We start from the raw sequence: 17,688 nt of genomic DNA on the forward strand, positions 1-17,688 counted from the left end.
CAGGGAGAACAGGGGAACCATGACCAGCATCGTCCAACTGGGCCGCGCCGCGCTCGGCGCCGCGCTTGCCATCGGCCTTTCGGCCGGCGCCGCGCTGGCGCAGCCGCAGATCACCATCCAGGCCGTGACGCAGCCGACGCCGGCCATCCCGCAATACACGCGCGTGGACATCCCGCTGCTGCGCGATGGCCTGGCCGCCGCCAGCAATGGCCGCATCCGCGTGAACCTGGCCGCCTGGCCGGAGCGCAACCTGAACGGGCCGGAGATCATCCGCCTGGTCCGCTCCGGCCAGGTGGAGATCGGCGCCGTGCCGCTCAACACCGTCGCCGGCGATGTGCCGCTGCTGGACATGGTGGACCTCGCCGGCCTCAACCCCACCATCGGCCAGGCCCGGCAGGTGGCGGAAGCGCTGATGCCGGAGGTCAATCGCGGACTGGAACGCTTCGGGGTGCGCATCATCGCCATGGCGCCCTACCCCGCGCAGGTGCTGTTCTGTCGCGAACGCGCCAATTCGCTGGCCGATCTCCGCGGCCGCCGCATCCGCACGGGTGGCGGCAGCATCAACGATTTCGTCGCCGCCATCGGCGGCCAGGCCGTCGGCATCGGCTTCCCGGAAGTCTATGCGGCGCTGGAACGCGGCGTGGCGGATTGCGCCATCACCGGCACCGGTTCGGGCAATGGCGCCCGCTGGTATGAGGTGACGACGCATATGTATGCGCTGCCCGTCGCCTGGTCCACCTATGGCTACTTCATCAACCTGGCCTGGTGGAACCGCCTGGACGCGCCGGCGCGCGACCTCATCACCAGCACCTTCGCCAAGATCCAGGACGAGCAGTGGAAGCTCGGCGACGCGGCGTCGGAGGACGGCATCGCCTGCAACATCGGCGACCGCGCCAACTGCTCCATCGGCCGCCTGGTGGAGAACCGGCCGATGACCGTCTCCCGCCCCACGCCGGACGACCTGCAGACCCTGCGCGGCATCCTGGCCAACAACGTGCTGCCCGCCTTCGTCCGCCGCTGCGGCGCCGGCTGCGGGGAGACCTACAACCGCATCGTCGCGCCGATCTCCGGCACGCGCTACGAGGCCCGCTGAGCGTGGAGCGGCCCGCACCCTTGATCCTGCGGGCCGCGACCGGCCTGCGCCGCGCGGTCGGCTTCCTCGGCCATGCCATGGGGCTCGTCGCCGGCTGGGGCTTCGTGCTCTGTGCCTTCTTCATCACCTTCGATGTGCTGGCGCGCGCCATCCTGCGCGTCAGCACGCAATCCACCACGGAGATCACCGGCTACATGCTGGCCTTCGGGCTTTCCTGGGGGCTGGCGCATACGCTGACGCAGCGATCCCATGTCCGGATCGACATGCTGGTGAACCGCCTGCCGCAGCGCATCCGCATTTGGCTGCACCTGCTCTCGCTGCTGGCGCTCGGCGTCTTCATGGCCTTCATCGCCAAGGGCGCCTGGGACCTGGTGGATGAAAGCCTGCTGTTCAACGCCACCGACATCAGCCTGCTGCGCACGCCGCTCGCCATCCCGCAGGGCCTCTGGGCCGCCGGCATGGTCGTGTTCCTCGCCCTGATCGCCTGCATGCTGGTGGAGAACCTGCTGCTGGCCATCCTGGGCGATGCGAAGCAGGTGGAGCGCAACCTCTCCTCCCGCGGCTATGACGAGGAGGCGCAGGAGGCGCTGGAAGCGCTGGGCGTCACGGAGACGAAGCCATGATCGCCGTCGTCTTCATCCTGGTGATGCTGGTCATCTTCCTCGGCATGTCGCTGATGGGGGTGGGTGGTGGCGCTGATGTGCCGATTGGCGCGGTGCTGCTGCTGCTCGGCGTCTTCGGCGGCTTCTTCGCGGCCGGCATCTATGTCGGCGCGGCGCTCGGCGTGCTCGGCCTGCTGGCGGGCTTCGTCTTCTCCGACCGTCCCTTCTGGGCCTTCCTGGGCCAGACGGCCTGGAGCCCCTCCTCCTCCTTCGTGCTCGTCGCCGTGCCGCTCTTCCTGCTGATGGGGGAGATCCTGCTGCGCGCCGGCCTGTCGGAACGGCTCTACCGCGCGCTGAACCTCTGGCTGAACCGCATGCCGGGCGGGCTGCTGCACACCAACATCGTGGCGTCGGGCGTCTTCTCCGCCATCTCCGGCTCCTCCGTCGCCACCGCGGCCACCATGGGATCGGTCGCCATGCCCTTCTTCCAGGGGCGCGGCTACGACCCGAAGATGGTGATGGGCAGCCTCGCGGCGGGCGGCGCGCTCGGCAACCTCATCCCGCCCGGCATCACCTTCATCATCTATGCGCTGATCACGGAAACCTCCGTCGGCGCGCTCTATCTCGCGGCGGTCGGCCCCTCCATCCTCGTCATGGCGCTGTTCATCGCGGTGATCCTGCTGAAGAAGAACGCCGCGCCGCCGCCCGGCCCGGTGATCCCGATGGGGGAGAAGATCCGCGGCCTGGTCGGGCTGATCCCCACCATCGTGCTGATCCTGATCGTGCTGGGCACCATCTATGCGGGCCTGGCCACGCCGACCGAATCGGCCGCGCTCGGGGTGGTCGCCGCGATCGGCATCGCGGTGGTGGAACGGCGCTTCTCCCTCCGCATGCTGCATGCCAGCGCGGAGGCCACGGCGCGCAACACGGCGATGATCGGCCTCATCCTGCTCGGCGCCTATGTGCTGAACTACGTCATCACCATGCTCGGCGTGCCGCAGATGATGGCGGGCCTCGTCTCCCACCTGCCGCTGCCGCCCTGGGCGATCATGGCGCTCATCATCGGCTTCTACCTGGCGCTGGGGACGTTCATGGAGGGCTTCTCCATGATCATCACCACCATCCCCGTGATCTTCCCGGTGGTGACGGCGCTGGGCTACGACCCGATCTGGTTCGGCGTCGTCGTCACCATGCTGGTGGAGATCGCGCTCATCAGCCCGCCGGACGGCACGGTGCTCTATGTGCTGCAGGGCTTGCGCAAGGATGGTGGCGCCATCGGCGACGTCTTCGCGGGCGTGCTGCCCTTCTGCGCCGTCTACATCCTGGCGATCGTGCTGATGATGATCATGCCCGACATCGCGCTCTGGCTGCCCCGCGCGGTCGGCCCCTGAGGAGCATGGCATGCTGACCTTCGACCGCATCTCCGCCACCGGCACCGACCGCGTGGCGGTGGAGGTCTCGACCCTGGTCATCGCCGGCTGGGCCGGCCGCGACGAGGCGGCGGTGCGCCACCATATCGAGGAACTGGCCGCCATCGGCGTGCCGCCCCCCTCCTCCGTCCCCGTCTATTACCGCGCCGCCGCCGCCAACCTGACCCAGGCCCCGGTGCTGGAGGTGCTGGGCCCGGACAGTTCCGGAGAGGTCGAGCCCGTCCTCCTCTCGCTCGCCGATGGCCTCTGGCTGGGCCTCGGCTCGGACCATACGGACCGCAAGGCCGAAGCGGCGGGCATCGCGCTGTCCAAGCAGCTCTGCGGCAAGCCGGTCGGCACCACGCTCTGGCGGTTCGAGGAGGTGGAAGGCCATTGGGACGCGCTGGAGATGCGCGCCACCGCCACCATCGATGGCGTGGAGGTGCCCTACCAGCAGGGCAGCCTCGCCGCGCTCCGCCATCCGCGGGACCTGCTGGCGCGCCGCCCGGGCGGCCCCGCCCTTCCGCCGGGCAGCCTGATGTTCTGCGGCACGCTCGGCGCCATCGGCGGCATCCGGCCCGCCACCCGATTCGCCATGGAACTGAACGATCCCGTGCTCCGCCGCAGGATCCGCCACGCCTACGACATCCAGGCCCTTCCCGTCATATCGTGACGACACGGCGATTGTCCGGACAAAAATCAGCGGCTAGCCTTCCGCAACAGGGGAAGGACACGGTGGATGGCGGGCAGGGGCGCTCCTTCAAGCGTGGGGACGTCGCAGGGCGCTGATCGCGCCGGCCTGCCGCTTTATGCCCGGATCGAGGCCCAGCTCCGCGACGCCATCGCCCAGGGGGACTACGCCGTCGGCACCCTGCTGCCGACCGAGGCCGAGCTCTGCGAGACGCTGCGGGTCTCCCGCCACACCATCCGCGAGGCGCTGCGCCGCCTGGTCGAATCCGGCCTGGTGGAGCGCCGCCAGGGCGCCGGCACGATGGTGGTGGCGCGGGAGGCACCGAGCGGCACGGTGCAGTCCATGCGCAGCATCGAGGCGCTGTTCCAATACGCCGCGGATACCCGCCTCGACATCCGCAGCCGCCGCATGGCGCCGCTGACGCCGGAGGATGCGGCCGCCGTGCCCGCGCCGGTCGGGGAGCAATGGCTGACGCTGGAGGGCCTGCGCATCGGCCAGGATGGCCTGCCCATCGCGACCGCCGATGTCCTGATCCATCCGCGCTTCGCCGCCATCGCCAATGCGCTGCCGGAACGGGGCGCCATCTACGCCATGATCGAAAGCCGCTTCGGGGTGGAGGTGGCGGAGGTGGTGCAGGAGATCACGGCCGCGCCCATGTCCGCCGCCGTCGCCGCCGCGCTCGGCCGCAAGCCGCGCGCCGTCGGCATGCGGTTCCTGCGCCGCTACCTCGGCACGGATGGCGCGACGCTGCTGCTCTCCCGCTCATGGCACCCGGCGGAACGCTTCACCTATGCGATGCGGCTGCGCCGCGGCGAGGGCTGAGGGGCTTCCGCACACGGAAAGCTGCGCCTAGGATTTGTCCGGACAACAGCAGGTGCCCCGGATGCCGACCTCGCCATGGCCGCAGGATTCCCGCCTCGCCCTCTCCATCGTCGTGAATGTGGAGGAAGGCGCCGAGATGTCGGTGCGCGACGGCGACAAGGGGCCGGAGCCGGTCGATGAGCTGGGCGTCCACCTGAAGGTGCCGATCCGCAACTTCGCGAATGAATCCAACTACCTCTACGGCATCCGGGCAGGCTGGCCGCGGGTGGCGGCGCAGCTGGCGAAGCACGAGGTCAAGGCCACCTTCACCGCCGCCGCCGTCGCCCTGGAACGGGCGCCGGAGATCGGGCGCGCCATCGCCGAAGGCGGGCACGAGGCCTGCAGCCATGGCTGGCGCTGGATCCACCAATTCTCCTATGACGAGGGGCGGGAACGCGACTTCGTGCGCAAGGCCGTGACCTCCATCGCCGCGACCGCCGGCCATCGCCCCATCGGCTGGCTGTCCCGCTACCTGCATTCCCCGCGGCTGCGCACCACGCTGGCGGAGGAGGGCTTCCTCTACCACATGGACGATTTCTCCGATGACGAGCCGCGCTGGGACGTGGTGGAGACGAAGGACGGCCCGCGCGCCATCGTCATCATGCCCTATGCCCTCGACAGCAACGACATGAAGTTCTGGCTGGCGCCGGGCTATACGCCGCAGCACTGGCTGGACTACGCCGTGGAGACCTTCGACGTGCTCTACGAGGAAGGGGCCAGCGCCACGCGGATGATGTCGCTCGGCGTGCATCTGCGCATCATCGGCCGCCCCGGCCGCATCGGCGCCTTCGGCAAGTTTCTCCAGTATGCCCGCAGCAAGCCGGGCGTCTGGATGGCCACGCGCGCCGAGATCGCCCGCGCCTTCGCCGCCAACACCCCCCCGCCCGCGGAGCCCGCTGCCCGATGAGCACGTCCTACGACATCGCCGCCGCCTTCGCCGCCCATGCGGTGCGGGTGCGGCACAGCGACCTCTCCCCGGGCGCAATCCGTGCGGGCCGGACCTTCCTGCTGGATACGCTCGGCGTCGGCATCGCCGGCAGCAGCGGCGCCAATGTCCACACCGTGCTGGACCTGGCGGAGCGCTGGGGCGCGGGGGATGAGGCGACAAGCTGGATCGGCGGCCGCCGCATGGCCGCGGGATCGGCCGCCATCGTCAACGCCTACCTCATCCACTGCCTGGAATTCGACTGCGTCCATGAAGGCGCCGTGGTCCACCCCATGGCGACGCTGCTCTCCGCCTTGTTCGCGTGGTGCGAACGGGAATCGGCGCAGGGCCGCCCGGTGTCCGGCGACCGCTTCATCGCCGCCATGGCGGTCGGCGTCGATATCGCGGGCCTGCTCGGCGTCGCGACCGATTCCGCGCTGCGCTTCTTCCGCCCCGCCACCGCCGGCGGCTTCGGCGCCGTCGCCGCCATCGCCAACCTGGCGGGCTTCGACGAGGCCACGACGCGCAGCGCCTTCGGCCACATGTATGGCCAGACCAGCGGCACGCTGCAGCCGCATCTCGAAGGCTCGCCCCTGCTCGGCCTCCAGATCGGCTTCAATGCCCGCGGCGCGATCGAGGCCTGCGACCTGGCCGCCGCCGGCATGCAGGGGCCGCTCGACGTCTTCACCGGCCGCTACGGCTACTTCACGCTGATCGAGGAGAACGTGCATCCCGATCGCGTCGAGAAGGCGCTCGGACGCGAGTGGCAACTCGAAAAACTCTCGCACAAGCCCTTCCCCTCCGGCCGCCTGACGCATGGCGTCGTGCATGCGCTGCGCGACCTAATGCGGGAACAGGGCTTCGCGCCCGACGACGTCGCGGAGGTGACGTGCCGCGTGCCGCCGCTGGTGCGGCGCCTGGTCGGGCGGCCGGACATTCCCGATCCCGCCTCCAACTACGCGAAGCTCTGCCTGCCCTTCGTCGCCGGCGTCTATTTGGCCAAGGGGCGCTGCGACGTGCCGGATTTCCGGGGCGAGGCGCTGCGCGACCCGCGCGTCCATGCCTTCGCATCCCGCGTCCGGATCGAACCGGACGGCAACACGAACGAGAATGCACTGGACCCGCAAGAGATCATCGTGACGCTCGCCAATGGCACGCGCCACGTGAAGCACCTGGCCCACACCTATGGCCACCCGGCCGTGCCCCTGACGGCGGAGGAGAACGAGGAGAAATTCTTCCGCTGCTGCGGCCACGCCGTCCCTCCGGTGCCGCAGGACCGGGCGACGCGCATCCGCGACCTCGTGACGGGGATCGAAACGCTGGCCGATGTCGCGATCCTGTCCGCCACCACCGGCGGAAGTGATTGACGCGGCGCCTCCCCGGCCTTATTTGTCCGGACAAATTCCACGGGAGCACCAGCCATGGACACGCATGTCGCCCGCTCGCAGGCCAATGAGGAAGAGGCCGCGCTGCTCGACGCCATCGACAAGTGGCTGGCCCGCGACGTGCGGCCGCATGTGCTGAAGCTGGAACATGCGGATGAATACCCGCATGAGATGGTCGAGCAGATGAAGGAGCTGGGCCTGTTCGGCGCGACCATCGATCCCGAATATGGCGGCCTCGGTCTCTCCGCCACCACCTATGCGAAGATCGTCGAGCGTATCGCGGAAGTCTGGATGTCGCTTTCCGGCATCTTCAACTCCCACCTCATCATGGCGGCCTGCGTCAGCCGCATGGGGACGGCCGCGCAGAAGGCGCATTGGCTGCCGAAATTCGCCACCGGCGAGATCCGGGGCGGGCTCGCGCTGACGGAACCGGATTGCGGCACCGACCTCCAGGCCATCCGCACCCGCGCGCGGCGGGATGGCGACCACTACGTCATCAACGGCACCAAGACCTGGATCAGCAACGGCATCCAGGGCAGCTGCTTCGCCCTGCTCGTGAAGACGGACCCGGAGGCGACGCCGCGCCACAAGGGCATGTCCATGGTGATCGCGCCGAAGGGCCCGGGCTTCACCGTCTCCAAGAAGCTCGAGAAGCTCGGCTACAAGGGCATCGACAGCGCGGAGCTGGTCTTCGACGATTACCGCATCCCCGCCGACCACCTGATCGGCGGCGAGGAAGGCCGCGGGTTGCAGACGGCGCTGGGCGGGCTGGAACTCGGCCGCATCAATGTCGCGGCGCGCGGCGTGGGGCTGGCGTCTGCCGCGCTGAAGGACAGCGTGAAGTACAGCCAGATCCGCAAGACCATGGGCAAGCCGATCTGCCAGCACCAGGCGATCCAGCTCAAGCTCGGCGAGATGGCGACGCGCGTGCAGGCCGCCCGCCTCCTCACCTACGATGCCGCCCGTGCCTATGACGCCGGGGAGCGCTGCGACATGGAAGCCGGCATGGCCAAGTTCTACGCCAGCGAGGCCGCGGTGGAGAACAGCCTGGAAGCCATGCGCATCCATGGCGGCTACGGCTATTCCAAGGAATACCATGTGGAGCGCTACTACCGCGATGCGCCGCTGATGTGCATCGGCGAAGGCACGAACGAGATCCAGCGCATGATCATCGCGAAGCAGTTGATCGAGCGGTTCCCGGCGTGATGCTGCCCCTGAAGGGGCTGAGGATCATCAGCTTCGAGCAGTTCGGCGCCGGCCCCTTCGCGACCATGAACCTGGCCGACCTCGGCGCCGAGGTCATCAAGGTGGAGCCTCCGCCCGGTGACGGGGCGGAGCCGCCCGGCGACATCGCGCGCCACACCGGCGGCTTCGCCCTCGGCGAGAATGACAGCCAGTATTTTCAATCCTTCAACCGCAACAAGCGGAGCCTGACGCTCGATCTGCGCAAGCCCGGTGCAAGGGAGGCATTGCACCGCCTGGTGCGCGATGCGGATGCGGTGCTGAACAACCTCCGCGGCGACCTGCCCGCGCGGCTCGGCATCGACTACCCCGCGCTCTCCGCCGTGAAGCCCTCCATCGTCTGCGTCCACCTCTCCGGCTATGGCCGGGAGGGCGAACGCGCCGCCTGGCCCGCCTATGACTACCTGGCGCAAGCCGAGGCCGGCTTCTGCGCCCTGACCGGGGAGCCCGAGGCGCTGCCGGCGCGCGCGGGCCTCTCCGTGGTGGACTTCATGTCGGGCCTGACCGCCGCGATGGCTCTGCTGGCCGGCGTGAACGGCGCGCGCGCGACGGGCCGCGGCTGCGACCTCGATGTCTCCCTCTACGATGTCGCGATGCAGACGCTCACCTATGTCGCGACCTGGTACCTGAATGACGGGTTCGAGGTGCCGCGCCGCCCGCGCGGTGGCCATCCCTTCATCGTGCCCTGCGAGATGTTCCCGACCGCCGATGGCCATGTCTTCGTCATGTGCATCAAGCCCGGCTTCTGGCGGAAGTTCTGCGCCATCGCCGGCCTGCCAGACCTGCCCGCCGATCCGCGGTTCAAGGGCTTCGACGCACGCCTCGCGAACCGGGAGGCGCTGATGGCCGCGCTCGATCCCGTGATGCGCGCCAGGACTTCCGCCGAATGGGTCGCGGCGCTGGCCGGCCAGGTCCCGGTCGCGCCCGTGCTCGGCCTGGGCCAGGCGCTGGACAATCCGTATTTCCGCGCCCGCGGCGGCGTGCTGGACCTGCCGCATCCGGCGCGGCCCGACCTCAAGGTCGTCGCCAACGCCATCCGCCTCGACGGGCAGCGCCTGCCCGGCCGCGCCGGCCCCGGCTATGGCGCGGATAGCGAGGCCGTGCTGACGGAGGCCGGCTATACGCCGGCGGAGATCGCGCAGCTGCGTGCGCTTGGGGCCATCTGATGAAGCTCGACGGTATCCGCGTCCTCGATCTCTCGCTGTTCCTGCCCGGCCCCTACATGACGACCGTCATGGCGGACCACGGCGCGGAAGTCATCAAGCTGGAACCGCCCTCCGGCGAGCCGGTGCGCAACATCGGCGAACGCGCGGGCGGGCAGAGCGTCTGGTTCCGCAACACGCATCGCGGCAAGAAGTCCATCGTGCTGGACCTGAAGAAGCCGGACCAGCTGGCGGCGCTGTACGACCTCGTCCGCACCGTCGATGTCTTCGTGGAAGCCTTCCGCCCCGGCGTCGCGGATCGCCTCGGCTTCGGCCCCGCGGCGATGACGGCGCTCAACCCGCGCCTGGTCTATTGCTCCATCTCCGCCTTCGGGCAGGACGGCCCGCTGCGCGACAAGCCCGCGCATGACCTGGCGGTGGAGGCGCTGGCCGGCACCCTCTCCACCAATCTCGGCCAGGATGGCCTGCCGACGCATCCCAACGTGCCCGTCGCCGATGCCACCGCCTCCCTCCTCGCGCTCTCCGCCGTGCTGATGGCGCTGCTGCGGCGGGAGAAGACCGGACGCGGCGACGTGATCGACATGGCGATGTACGACGCCACGCTGTCCTGGCTGCCCAACGCCACCGGTGCCGTGCTCGGCGCGGATCGCGCGCCGGATGTGAAGCAGGTCCGCCAATGGGGCGGTGGCGCCTTCTACAACATCTACGCGACGAAGGATGGCAGGCATGTCGTGCTCGGCGGCAGCGAGCATAAATTCGTCGAGAATTTGCTGCGCGCCCTCGGCCGCGACGACCTTATCGCCGGCGCCAGCGGCCCGCCCGGCCCCGCGCATGAACCCGCCAAGGCCTTCCTGCGGGAGACCTTCCTGACCCGCACGCGCGACGAATGGGAAGCCTGGTTCGAGGGCCGCGACGTCTGCTTCGCACCCCTGCTCGACCTGCACGAGGCCTTCCACCGCCCGCATGCGGCCGCGCGGCAGATGCTGGTCCGCGACGAGGAAGGCAACCTGCATATCGGCCTGCCCATCAAGTTCCGCGACGAACCCGGCACGCTCGATCCAACCCTGCCGGCGCTCGGCGAACACACGGAAGCGGTGATCGCGGAGGCGCGCCAGCGCCTCGGCCGCTGAGTCAGAACCGCGCGCGCAGCCGCGCCCAGCCATCGGCCAGCGCGTCGCGATGCTGCGGCGCGGCGATGGCGATCAGCCTTTCGGCCCGCTGATCGAGATCGGCATCGCGCAACGCGGCGACCCCATGCTCCGTCACGACGATGTCGGCATCCCCGCGCGTGATCGAAACCGGCGTGCCCGGCGCCAGATGCGGCACGATGCGGCTGATGCTGCCGCCCTTGCCGCTGGCCAGCAGCGCGATGACGGAACGCCCGCCCGCCGCGCGCCGCGCGCCGCGCACGAAATCGGCCACGCCGCCCTGGGCCGATACCTGCCGTCCCTCGATCATCTCCGAATTCACCTGGCCGAACAGGTCGACCTCCACCGCCGCATTGATCGCGACCAGGGACGGCAGCGCGGCGATGCGCGCGGCATCATGGGTGACGCCGACGGAACGGAAGGCAATCCGCCCCTCCCGGCCCATCCGCTCATAGAGCGCCGCGCTGCCGATGGCGATGCCCGTGGTGGCGGCCTCCAGCACCCCCGCATCCAGCAGGCCGAGCACCGCATCGCCGATCATCCCGCCGTGGAAGCGCAGCCGCCGGTGCCCTGCCAGCGCCTGCACCACCGCCGCCACCGCGGTGCCGATGCCCGTCTGCACCGTGTCGCCATCCCGCACCAGGCCGGCGACGTGGCGGCCAAGCGCGGCCATCGCCTCGCCGGGTTCATCCACCGGCAGCAGCGGCGTCGGGGATGGCCCATCGACCAGCGCATGCAGGCGGTCCAGCGGAATCCGCACGCCATCCGGCACGTCGGGCAGGGACGGGTCCACGACGGCGACGAGGGCGGCACCGGCCTCCACCAGCGCGGGCACGAAGTCATGCGTCAGCGCCAGCGACACGCTGCCCCCGCGCGGCGCGGCGCAGCGGAAGATCGCCATGTCGCCGCGCGCCGGCCCGCGCAGCCAGGCGAAGGCGTCGCTATAGTGCAGCGGCCGGAAGCTGACGCGCCCCGCCGCCAGCCCGCCGCGCAGCTCCGGCGTCATGAAGGCCGCCTCCACCGGCGCCAGCGCCGACCAGTCGCGCCGGTTGATGCTGGCGATCGGCACGCCGAGCAGCGTGCTGCCCGCCAGCGATCCGGGCCGCGCCGCCAGCGCATCCAGCACCGCGGTCGGCTCCCCCGCGCATCCCGCGACGAAGAGGCGCATCCCCGGGCGCAGCGTATCGGCGAAGGCGGCGGGCGAGATCATCGGCATGGCGGCTTGCGTCCTCGGCGGGCTTCCGTTGATATGTCCGGACAACTTTGCTGGCAAACGGGGTCGTCGCCTTGGGCACCTTGACCGAGGGTATCGCCACGCTGCTGCGTCGTCCCATCGGCGATGCGGATCGCGACAGGGCCGCGCTGCACCTGCTGGACTGGATCGGCTGCGCGGTGGCGGGCGCGGCCAGCGAGACGGGCGCCGTCTTCCGCCGCCAGGCCGCGCGCCAGCCCGTGGGTGGTGCGCGCGTGATCCTCGGCGCGGCCCACACCGCGCGGGACGCCGCCTTCGCCAACGGCGCCTTCGGCAATGTGCTGGAGATGGACGACGTGCACCGGGAGGCGATCCTGCATCCCGGCCCCGTCGTCATGCCGGCCGCGCTCGCCCTGGCGGCGGAACGCGGCGCGGATGGCCCCGCGCTGCTGGATGCGATCATCCGGGGCTATGAGGCCGAGATCCGCATCGGCCGCGCCATGGGCCACGCGCATTACCGCCAGTTCCACCCGACCGCGAGTTGCGGCCCCTTCGGCGCGGCCGCCGCGGCGGCGTCGCTGCTGGGCCTGGATGAGGCGCGGACGGTCTGGGCGCTGGGCAATGCCGGCACGCAGGCGGGCGGCGTCTGGCAGTGCCGGGCGGAACCGGTGATGACCAAGCAGTTGCACACCGCCCGCGCCGCGGTGATGGGGCTGGAAGCCGCGCTCCTCGCCGCCGATGGTCTGACCGGGCCGCGCGCGATCCTGGAAGGCGCGCTCGGACTCTTCGCCGGCATGGCGCCGGATGCGAAGCCGGACCGCGTGCTGGCCGATCCGGCGGCGCCCTGGCTGGTGCATGAGACCAGCTTCAAGCCCTGGCCCGCCTGCCGCCACTGCCACGCCACCATCGATGCCGCGCTGGCGCTGCGCGACTGGGTCGCGGGCCGCGCCATCGCCGCCATCGAGGTCGCCGCCTTCGCCGACGCCATCGCCTTCTGCGACCGCGTGCAGCCCGAAAGCGTGATCCAGTCGAAATTCTCCCTGCAGCATGCCGTGGCCGTCACGCTGCGCGACGGCCCGCCGCCGCTCGATGCCTTCGAGCCCGCCTGCTTCACGGATCCCGGCCTGGCGGCGCTGCGCGATCGCGTCACGCTGATTCGCGATCCCGCCTTCACCGCCGCCTATCCCGCCCGCTTCGGCAGCGCCGTCACCGTCACGCTGGCGGATGGCGAGACCCGCCGCGCCGCCATCCCCGATGCGCTGGGCGATCCGGAGAACCCGCTGCCCGCCGGACAGATCCTCGACAAGGCGCGCCGCCTGATGCGCAGCGCCGGCGTGGCCGATGGCGCGATCGAGCATGTGATCGCCGCCACCCTCGCCCTGCCCGGCGGCGCGCCCGTCGCCTCGCTCGACATCATCCTGCCCTGAAGGAGCCGCCCCGCATGACCGTCTTCGACTATGTGACGGCGATGGACCATCCGGCGCTGCTGCGGGACTTCCCCATCGGCGCCGACTATCCCGGCGCGCTGCGCGGCCTGTCGCGGGATGCGCTGCGCGCGCGCCAGGATGCGGGTTTCCGCAAGCTCCTCGCCTTCGCCTGGAAGGTGCCCTTCTACCAGCGGCTCTGGGGCGCCAAGGGGATCGAGCCCGGCGACATCAGGGGCCTCGACGATCTGCCGAAGCTGCCTTCCTACGACAAGTCGGACCTCATGGCCTCCGTCGCGGCCTATCCGCCGATCGGCGACTTCCACGGGCAGGACGCGCATCCGCCGGAACGCCGCCCGCAGATCATCATGCAGACCACCAGCGGCACCACCGGCACGCCGCAACCCCTGCTCTTCGGCCCGAAGAGCCGTGAGGTGCAGAACCGCCTGCTCGCCCGCATGTACCTGCTGGCCGGCATGACGCGGGACGACGTCGTCCATTCCGTCTATGGCCACGGCATGATCAATGGCGGCCATTATGTGCGGGAGACGGTGACGCATTGGGTCGGCGCGCGATTCCTGAGCGCCGGCACGGGGGTGGAGACACGCTCCGCCCAGCAGGTCTTCATCATGAAGCAGTTCGGCGCCACGGCCATCGTGGGCTTCGCCGACTACATCAAGCGCCTGGCGGAAGTGGCGCGGGAGGAAGGGCTGGAACCCGGACGCGACCTGCCCATCCGCCTGATCTGCGCCCATCTCGGCAGCGAAAGCCAGGCGAGCCTCTCCGCCGCCTGGGGGGGTGCGGCGGTCTATGACTGGTATGGCGTCGGCGATACCGGGATCATCGCCGGCGAGGGCCCCGACCGAACCGGCATGCATGTGATGGAGGATGCGCATGCGCTGGAGATCGCGGACCCCGACACGGGGCTCCCGGTGCCCGAAGGCACGCTTGGCGACATGGTCTGCACCTGCCTCTTCAAGGACGACATCTTCCCGATCATCCGCTTCAACACCCATGACGTGACGGAGGAAGTGCTGGGGGCCAATCCGCTCGGCATCCCCTTCCGCCGCATCAAGGGATTCCTCGGCCGCAGCGACAACATGGTGAAGCTGCGCGGCATCAACCTCTTCCCCACCGGCATCGGCGCGCTGCTGGTGGAGCAGTGCGAGACGGCGACGGGCGACTTCATCTGCCGCGTCGGGCGCAGCGACGGGCGCGATGCCATGGTCGTGCACCTGGAGGTGCGCGGCGATGCCGATGCCGCGCTGCAGTCCCGGCTGGAAGGCGCGCTGCGCACCCGCCTCGGCGTCGAGATCGGCGTGGCGCTCTGCGCGCCGGGTTCGCTCGCGGCGCTGACGCAGGTGGAAAGCCGGCAGAAGCCGATCCGCCTGATCGACGACCGCAAATGACGCCGAGCGACATCCCCGCGCTGCTCGCCCGCATCGCGGCGGAGGATGGCGCGATCGGCAGCTTCTGGCAGGTGGATCGCGACGGCGCGCTGGCCGCCACGCCTGCCGGGCGCGGCCCGCTGGATGGTGTGGCCATCGGCATCAAGGACAATGTCGATGTCGCGGGGCTGCGCACCACCGCCGGCATCGCCGCCTTCCGCCACCGCTTGGCCGACCGCGATGCGCCCGTGGTGCGACGCCTGCGGGAGGCCGGGCTCGTCATCCTCGGCAAGTTGGCGATGCATGAGGGTGCGCTCGGCGCCACCACGGATACGCCGGGCTTCGGCCGCTGCATGAACCCGCTGCGCCCGGGCTACACGCCGGGCGGATCCTCCGGCGGCTCCGGTGCCGCCGTCGCGGCGGGCTTCGTCCCGCTGGCCGTGGGCACGGATACGATGGGCTCCGTCCGCCTCCCCGCCGCCTATTGCGGCGTGATCGGGCTGAAGCCGACCTCGGGCCTGGTCGGGCGCAGCGGCGTCGTGGCCCTCTCGCCGCGCCTCGACCATGTCGGCATCCTGGCCGCCAGCATCGAAGGCGCCGCGCTGGGTCTGGAGGCGATGGCCGGCGACGATCCGGACGACCCCGACAGCCGCCCCACGCCGCCAGGCTGGCGTGCCCTGCCCGCGGCGCCGGCCGACCCCCGCGGCCTGCGCATCGGCCTGCCGGAGCCGGTGCTGGCCGCCCCGATGGAGCCCGCCATCCGTGCGGCCTGGGAACAGGCGCAGGCCCGGCTGCGGGAGGCCGGCGCCATCCTGGCGCCCGTGTCCGTGCCGGGCTGGGAGCTGACCGCCACGCGCCGCGCCGGGCTGCTGCTGATCGAGGCCGAGGCCGCCGCGCTGCACCCCGCTTTGGTCGATGGTCCCGAAGCCGCCACACCAGGCTTCCGGGCCGCCCTCGCCTATGGGCGGGATGCCAAGGGCGTCCGCATCGCGCAGGCCCTGTTCCGCCTGGCGGAGGCGCGTGCCGGCGCGCTGCGGGCGCTGGACCGCTGCGACCTGCTGCTGATGCCGACGGCGCCGCAGCGCGCCTTCCCGCATGGCGCCCCGGTGCCGGTGGACCAAGCCGATTTCACCGCGCTCGCCAATGTCGCGGGCCTGCCGGCGCTGGCCTTCCCCTGGCCGGCGCCGGATGGCGACCTGCCCTGCTCGCTTCAACTCATGGGCCCCGCTTATGGGGAGCAGGCGATCTGCGCGCTGGCGGATTGGCTGCTCAGGGCGCGGTGAAGCGTGGCGGGCGCTTCTCCAGGAAGGCACGGTAGCCTTCCTGGAAGTCGTCGCCGGCAAAGGGGCTTTCGAACAGCGCGGCCAGCGCCGGCGTTTCCGCCGCCGCGCCGCCGGCGATGGCATTCACCATGGCCTTCACGCCGCGCAGCGCGGGGCGGGAGGTGGCGGCGATGCCGCCGAGGTAGCGCGCGGCCTCCGCCTCGAAGGCCTCGGCCGCCCACAGCCGGTCCACCAGGCCGATCCGCGCCGCCTCCGCCGCCTCCACGATCCGCGCGCTGAACAGCATCTCCTTCGCGCGGTTGGACCCCACCGCCAGCACCAGGCGGCGCGTATCGGCATGGCTGTAGGTCAGGCCGAGCCGCACCGGCGTGACGGCGAAGCGCGCATCATCCGCCGCCAGGCGCAGGTCGCAGGCCAGGGCGATGGCGACCCCGCCGCCCACGCAGGCGCCGCGGATCGTGGCGAGGGTCGGCTTGGGGCAGGCCGCGATGGCCTCGATCGCCTCGCGGATCAGGCGGTTGCTGTGCGCGATGGCGGCCGCATCCGCATAGGCCTCCCCGAACTCGGCGATGTCGGCGCCGCCGCAGAAATGCCCCCCGCTGCCCGTCAGGCGCAGCACCGCGACGGCAGGGTCCGCGACGGCCTCCGCCACCAGCGCGGGCACCGCGGCCCACATGGCACGCGACATGGCGTTGCGCCGCGCCGCGTTGTCGATCAGCAGGGTCGCGATGGCGCCGTCGCGCGCCAGCCGGATCGGGGCATGCATGGCGCGACGATAACCGCGCCGCCGGGACTTGTCCGTACAAATTTCTTGTCCGATGCTCCATCCCATGCTTCGCTTCCGTGGCAGGGACAGACGGGCAGGGAGATCAGGATGCTTCGACGCGATGTGATGAAGGTTGCCGGCGCCGCGGCGCTGGCCGCCGCCCCGGGCGTGGCGCGGGCGCAGGCGCCGACGCGATGGGACATCTCCATCCCCTGGGGCCCTTCCGAATTCCACACCGTGAACGCCCAGCGCTTCGCGACGGAAGTGCGCAACGCCACCAATGGCGCCGTGCAGATGACGGTGCATGCCGGCGGCTCCCTCGGCGTCCGCGCGAACGAGACGGTGCGCGCCGTCGGCGACGGCGTGGTGCCCATGGCGGAATTCGCCGCCTTCCAGAATGTGGGCGACCTGCCGATCCTCGGCATCGAGAGCATCCCCTTCCTGATCAGCAACTATGACGAGCTGCAGATCATGCACTCCCTGGTCCGCCCGATCTGGGAGAGGGAGCTGGAGCGGCGCAACCAGACGGTTCTCTACATGTGCCCCTGGCCGACGCAGCTCTTCTATTTCAAGCGCCCCATCGCCAGCGCCGCCGACCTGCGCGGCATCCGCATGCGGACCTATGACCGCGTGACGGCGGAGATGTGCACGCGGCTCGGCATGGTGCCGCAGCAGCTGACCAACCCGGACGTCGTGCCCGCGCTCGCCTCCGGCCGCGTCGATGCGGTGATGACCAGCGGCACGACGGCCGTGGCGCAGCGGTACTGGGAATTCCTGAAGCACGCCTACGTCACGAACCACCTCTGGGCGACGAACCTGATGGTGGTGAACAACGATGCCTGGCGCCGCCTGCCGGCCGCGACGCGCACCACCATCGCCGATCTCGGAAAGCGGCTGGAGCCGGAGTTCTGGAACGTCTCCAAGGGCGAGCACACGCTGCGCATGGGCGAATTGCAGCAGAACGGCATGATCGTGGAGGACCCGGCGCCGGCGCTACTGCAGGCGGTGCGCCAGGCCACGGCGACGATGGGCGACGAATTCGCCCGCGCCAATCCGGTGGCGGCGCCGATCCTGCAGCAGTTCCGCCAGCGCGTCGGCCGGGCCTGACGGCCGGCG

General features: G+C 70.8%; 16 protein-coding genes. 14 read left to right on the forward strand and 2 right to left on the reverse strand.

The window, feature by feature from the left end; all coding sequences use genetic code 11:
* Positions 1 to 19 precede the first annotated feature (19 nt).
* The 10 genes from dctP to JJI54_RS18520 all read left to right on the forward strand — a co-directional run bounded on the left by dctP (position 20) and on the right by JJI54_RS18520 (position 10,501).
* Positions 20 to 1,093: a TRAP transporter substrate-binding protein DctP gene (dctP, locus tag JJI54_RS18475; protein WP_203074533.1), complete on the forward strand. Its 1,074-nt coding sequence runs from the start codon at positions 20 to 22 to the stop codon at positions 1,091 to 1,093.
* A gap of 20 nt (positions 1,094 to 1,113) precedes the next feature.
* Positions 1,114 to 1,716: a TRAP transporter small permease subunit gene (locus JJI54_RS18480; RefSeq protein ID WP_203074534.1), complete on the forward strand. Its 603-nt coding sequence runs from the start codon at positions 1,114 to 1,116 to the stop codon at positions 1,714 to 1,716.
* A complete protein-coding gene (locus tag JJI54_RS18485) occupies positions 1,713 to 3,086 on the forward strand; it encodes a TRAP transporter large permease (protein ID WP_203074535.1) in 1,374 nt (457 codons plus the stop codon). Before JJI54_RS18480 ends, JJI54_RS18485 begins: the two co-directional genes overlap by 4 nt.
* A gap of 10 nt (positions 3,087 to 3,096) precedes the next feature.
* The gene (locus JJI54_RS18490) at positions 3,097 to 3,777 is read left to right on the forward strand and encodes a DUF2848 domain-containing protein (protein WP_203074536.1); all 681 of its coding nucleotides are present in this window, start codon (positions 3,097 to 3,099) and stop codon (positions 3,775 to 3,777) included.
* Between the two features lie 93 nt (positions 3,778 to 3,870).
* Positions 3,871 to 4,617 carry a GntR family transcriptional regulator gene (locus JJI54_RS18495; protein ID WP_203074537.1) on the forward strand — a complete coding sequence of 249 codons (747 nt, stop codon included), beginning with the start codon at positions 3,871 to 3,873 and terminating at the stop codon, positions 4,615 to 4,617.
* 61 nt (positions 4,618 to 4,678) lie between these two features.
* A complete protein-coding gene (locus tag JJI54_RS18500) occupies positions 4,679 to 5,563 on the forward strand; it encodes a polysaccharide deacetylase family protein (protein ID WP_203074538.1) in 885 nt (294 codons plus the stop codon).
* Positions 5,560 to 6,948, forward strand: coding sequence for an MmgE/PrpD family protein (locus JJI54_RS18505; RefSeq protein WP_203074539.1), 1,389 nt, complete (start codon positions 5,560 to 5,562; stop codon positions 6,946 to 6,948). Before JJI54_RS18500 ends, JJI54_RS18505 begins: the two co-directional genes overlap by 4 nt.
* A gap of 54 nt (positions 6,949 to 7,002) precedes the next feature.
* Positions 7,003 to 8,172, forward strand: a complete 1,170-nt coding sequence (locus tag JJI54_RS18510) for an acyl-CoA dehydrogenase family protein (protein WP_203074540.1) — start codon at positions 7,003 to 7,005, stop codon at positions 8,170 to 8,172.
* A complete protein-coding gene (locus tag JJI54_RS18515) occupies positions 8,172 to 9,374 on the forward strand; it encodes a CaiB/BaiF CoA transferase family protein (RefSeq protein ID WP_203074541.1) in 1,203 nt (400 codons plus the stop codon). The genes JJI54_RS18510 and JJI54_RS18515 overlap by 1 nt, the downstream gene beginning before the upstream one ends.
* Positions 9,374 to 10,501, forward strand: a complete 1,128-nt coding sequence (locus JJI54_RS18520) for a CaiB/BaiF CoA transferase family protein (RefSeq protein WP_203074542.1) — start codon at positions 9,374 to 9,376, stop codon at positions 10,499 to 10,501. Before JJI54_RS18515 ends, JJI54_RS18520 begins: the two co-directional genes overlap by 1 nt.
* 1 nt (position 10,502) lies before the next feature.
* Here JJI54_RS18520 and JJI54_RS18525 read toward each other — a convergent pair whose 3' ends face one another.
* Positions 10,503 to 11,735, reverse strand: coding sequence for an acetyl-CoA hydrolase/transferase family protein (locus JJI54_RS18525; protein ID WP_203074543.1), 1,233 nt, complete (start codon positions 11,733 to 11,735; stop codon positions 10,503 to 10,505).
* 71 nt (positions 11,736 to 11,806) lie between these two features.
* On the opposite strand from JJI54_RS18525, the gene JJI54_RS18530 reads away from it, so the two are divergent.
* The 3 genes from JJI54_RS18530 to JJI54_RS18540 are packed head-to-tail and all read left to right on the forward strand — an operon-like array spanning position 11,807 to position 15,806.
* A complete protein-coding gene (locus tag JJI54_RS18530) occupies positions 11,807 to 13,138 on the forward strand; it encodes an MmgE/PrpD family protein (protein WP_226381898.1) in 1,332 nt (443 codons plus the stop codon).
* Positions 13,139 to 13,152: 14 nt separating this feature from the next.
* Entirely contained in the window at positions 13,153 to 14,544 is a 1,392-nt protein-coding gene (locus JJI54_RS18535; protein WP_203074544.1) for a phenylacetate--CoA ligase family protein, read from the forward strand.
* The gene (locus JJI54_RS18540) at positions 14,541 to 15,806 is read left to right on the forward strand and encodes an amidase (RefSeq protein ID WP_203074545.1); all 1,266 of its coding nucleotides are present in this window, start codon (positions 14,541 to 14,543) and stop codon (positions 15,804 to 15,806) included. The genes JJI54_RS18535 and JJI54_RS18540 overlap by 4 nt, the downstream gene beginning before the upstream one ends.
* Here the strand turns inward: JJI54_RS18540 and JJI54_RS18545 are convergent.
* On the reverse strand, positions 15,793 to 16,572 hold the full coding sequence (locus JJI54_RS18545) for an enoyl-CoA hydratase/isomerase family protein (RefSeq protein WP_203074546.1): 780 nt from the start codon (positions 16,570 to 16,572) through the stop codon (positions 15,793 to 15,795). The two genes, JJI54_RS18540 and JJI54_RS18545, sit on opposite strands and share 14 nt — an antisense overlap.
* Before the next feature lie 108 nt (positions 16,573 to 16,680).
* Between JJI54_RS18545 and JJI54_RS18550 the strand changes: the two genes are divergently transcribed.
* A complete protein-coding gene (locus JJI54_RS18550) occupies positions 16,681 to 17,679 on the forward strand; it encodes a TRAP transporter substrate-binding protein (RefSeq protein WP_203074547.1) in 999 nt (332 codons plus the stop codon).
* Positions 17,680 to 17,688: the final 9 nt, after the last annotated feature.

The sequence above is a fragment of the Falsiroseomonas ponticola genome, from assembly GCF_016805305.1.
In the GTDB taxonomy this organism is placed as follows: Bacteria; Pseudomonadota; Alphaproteobacteria; order Acetobacterales; family Acetobacteraceae; genus Falsiroseomonas; species Falsiroseomonas ponticola.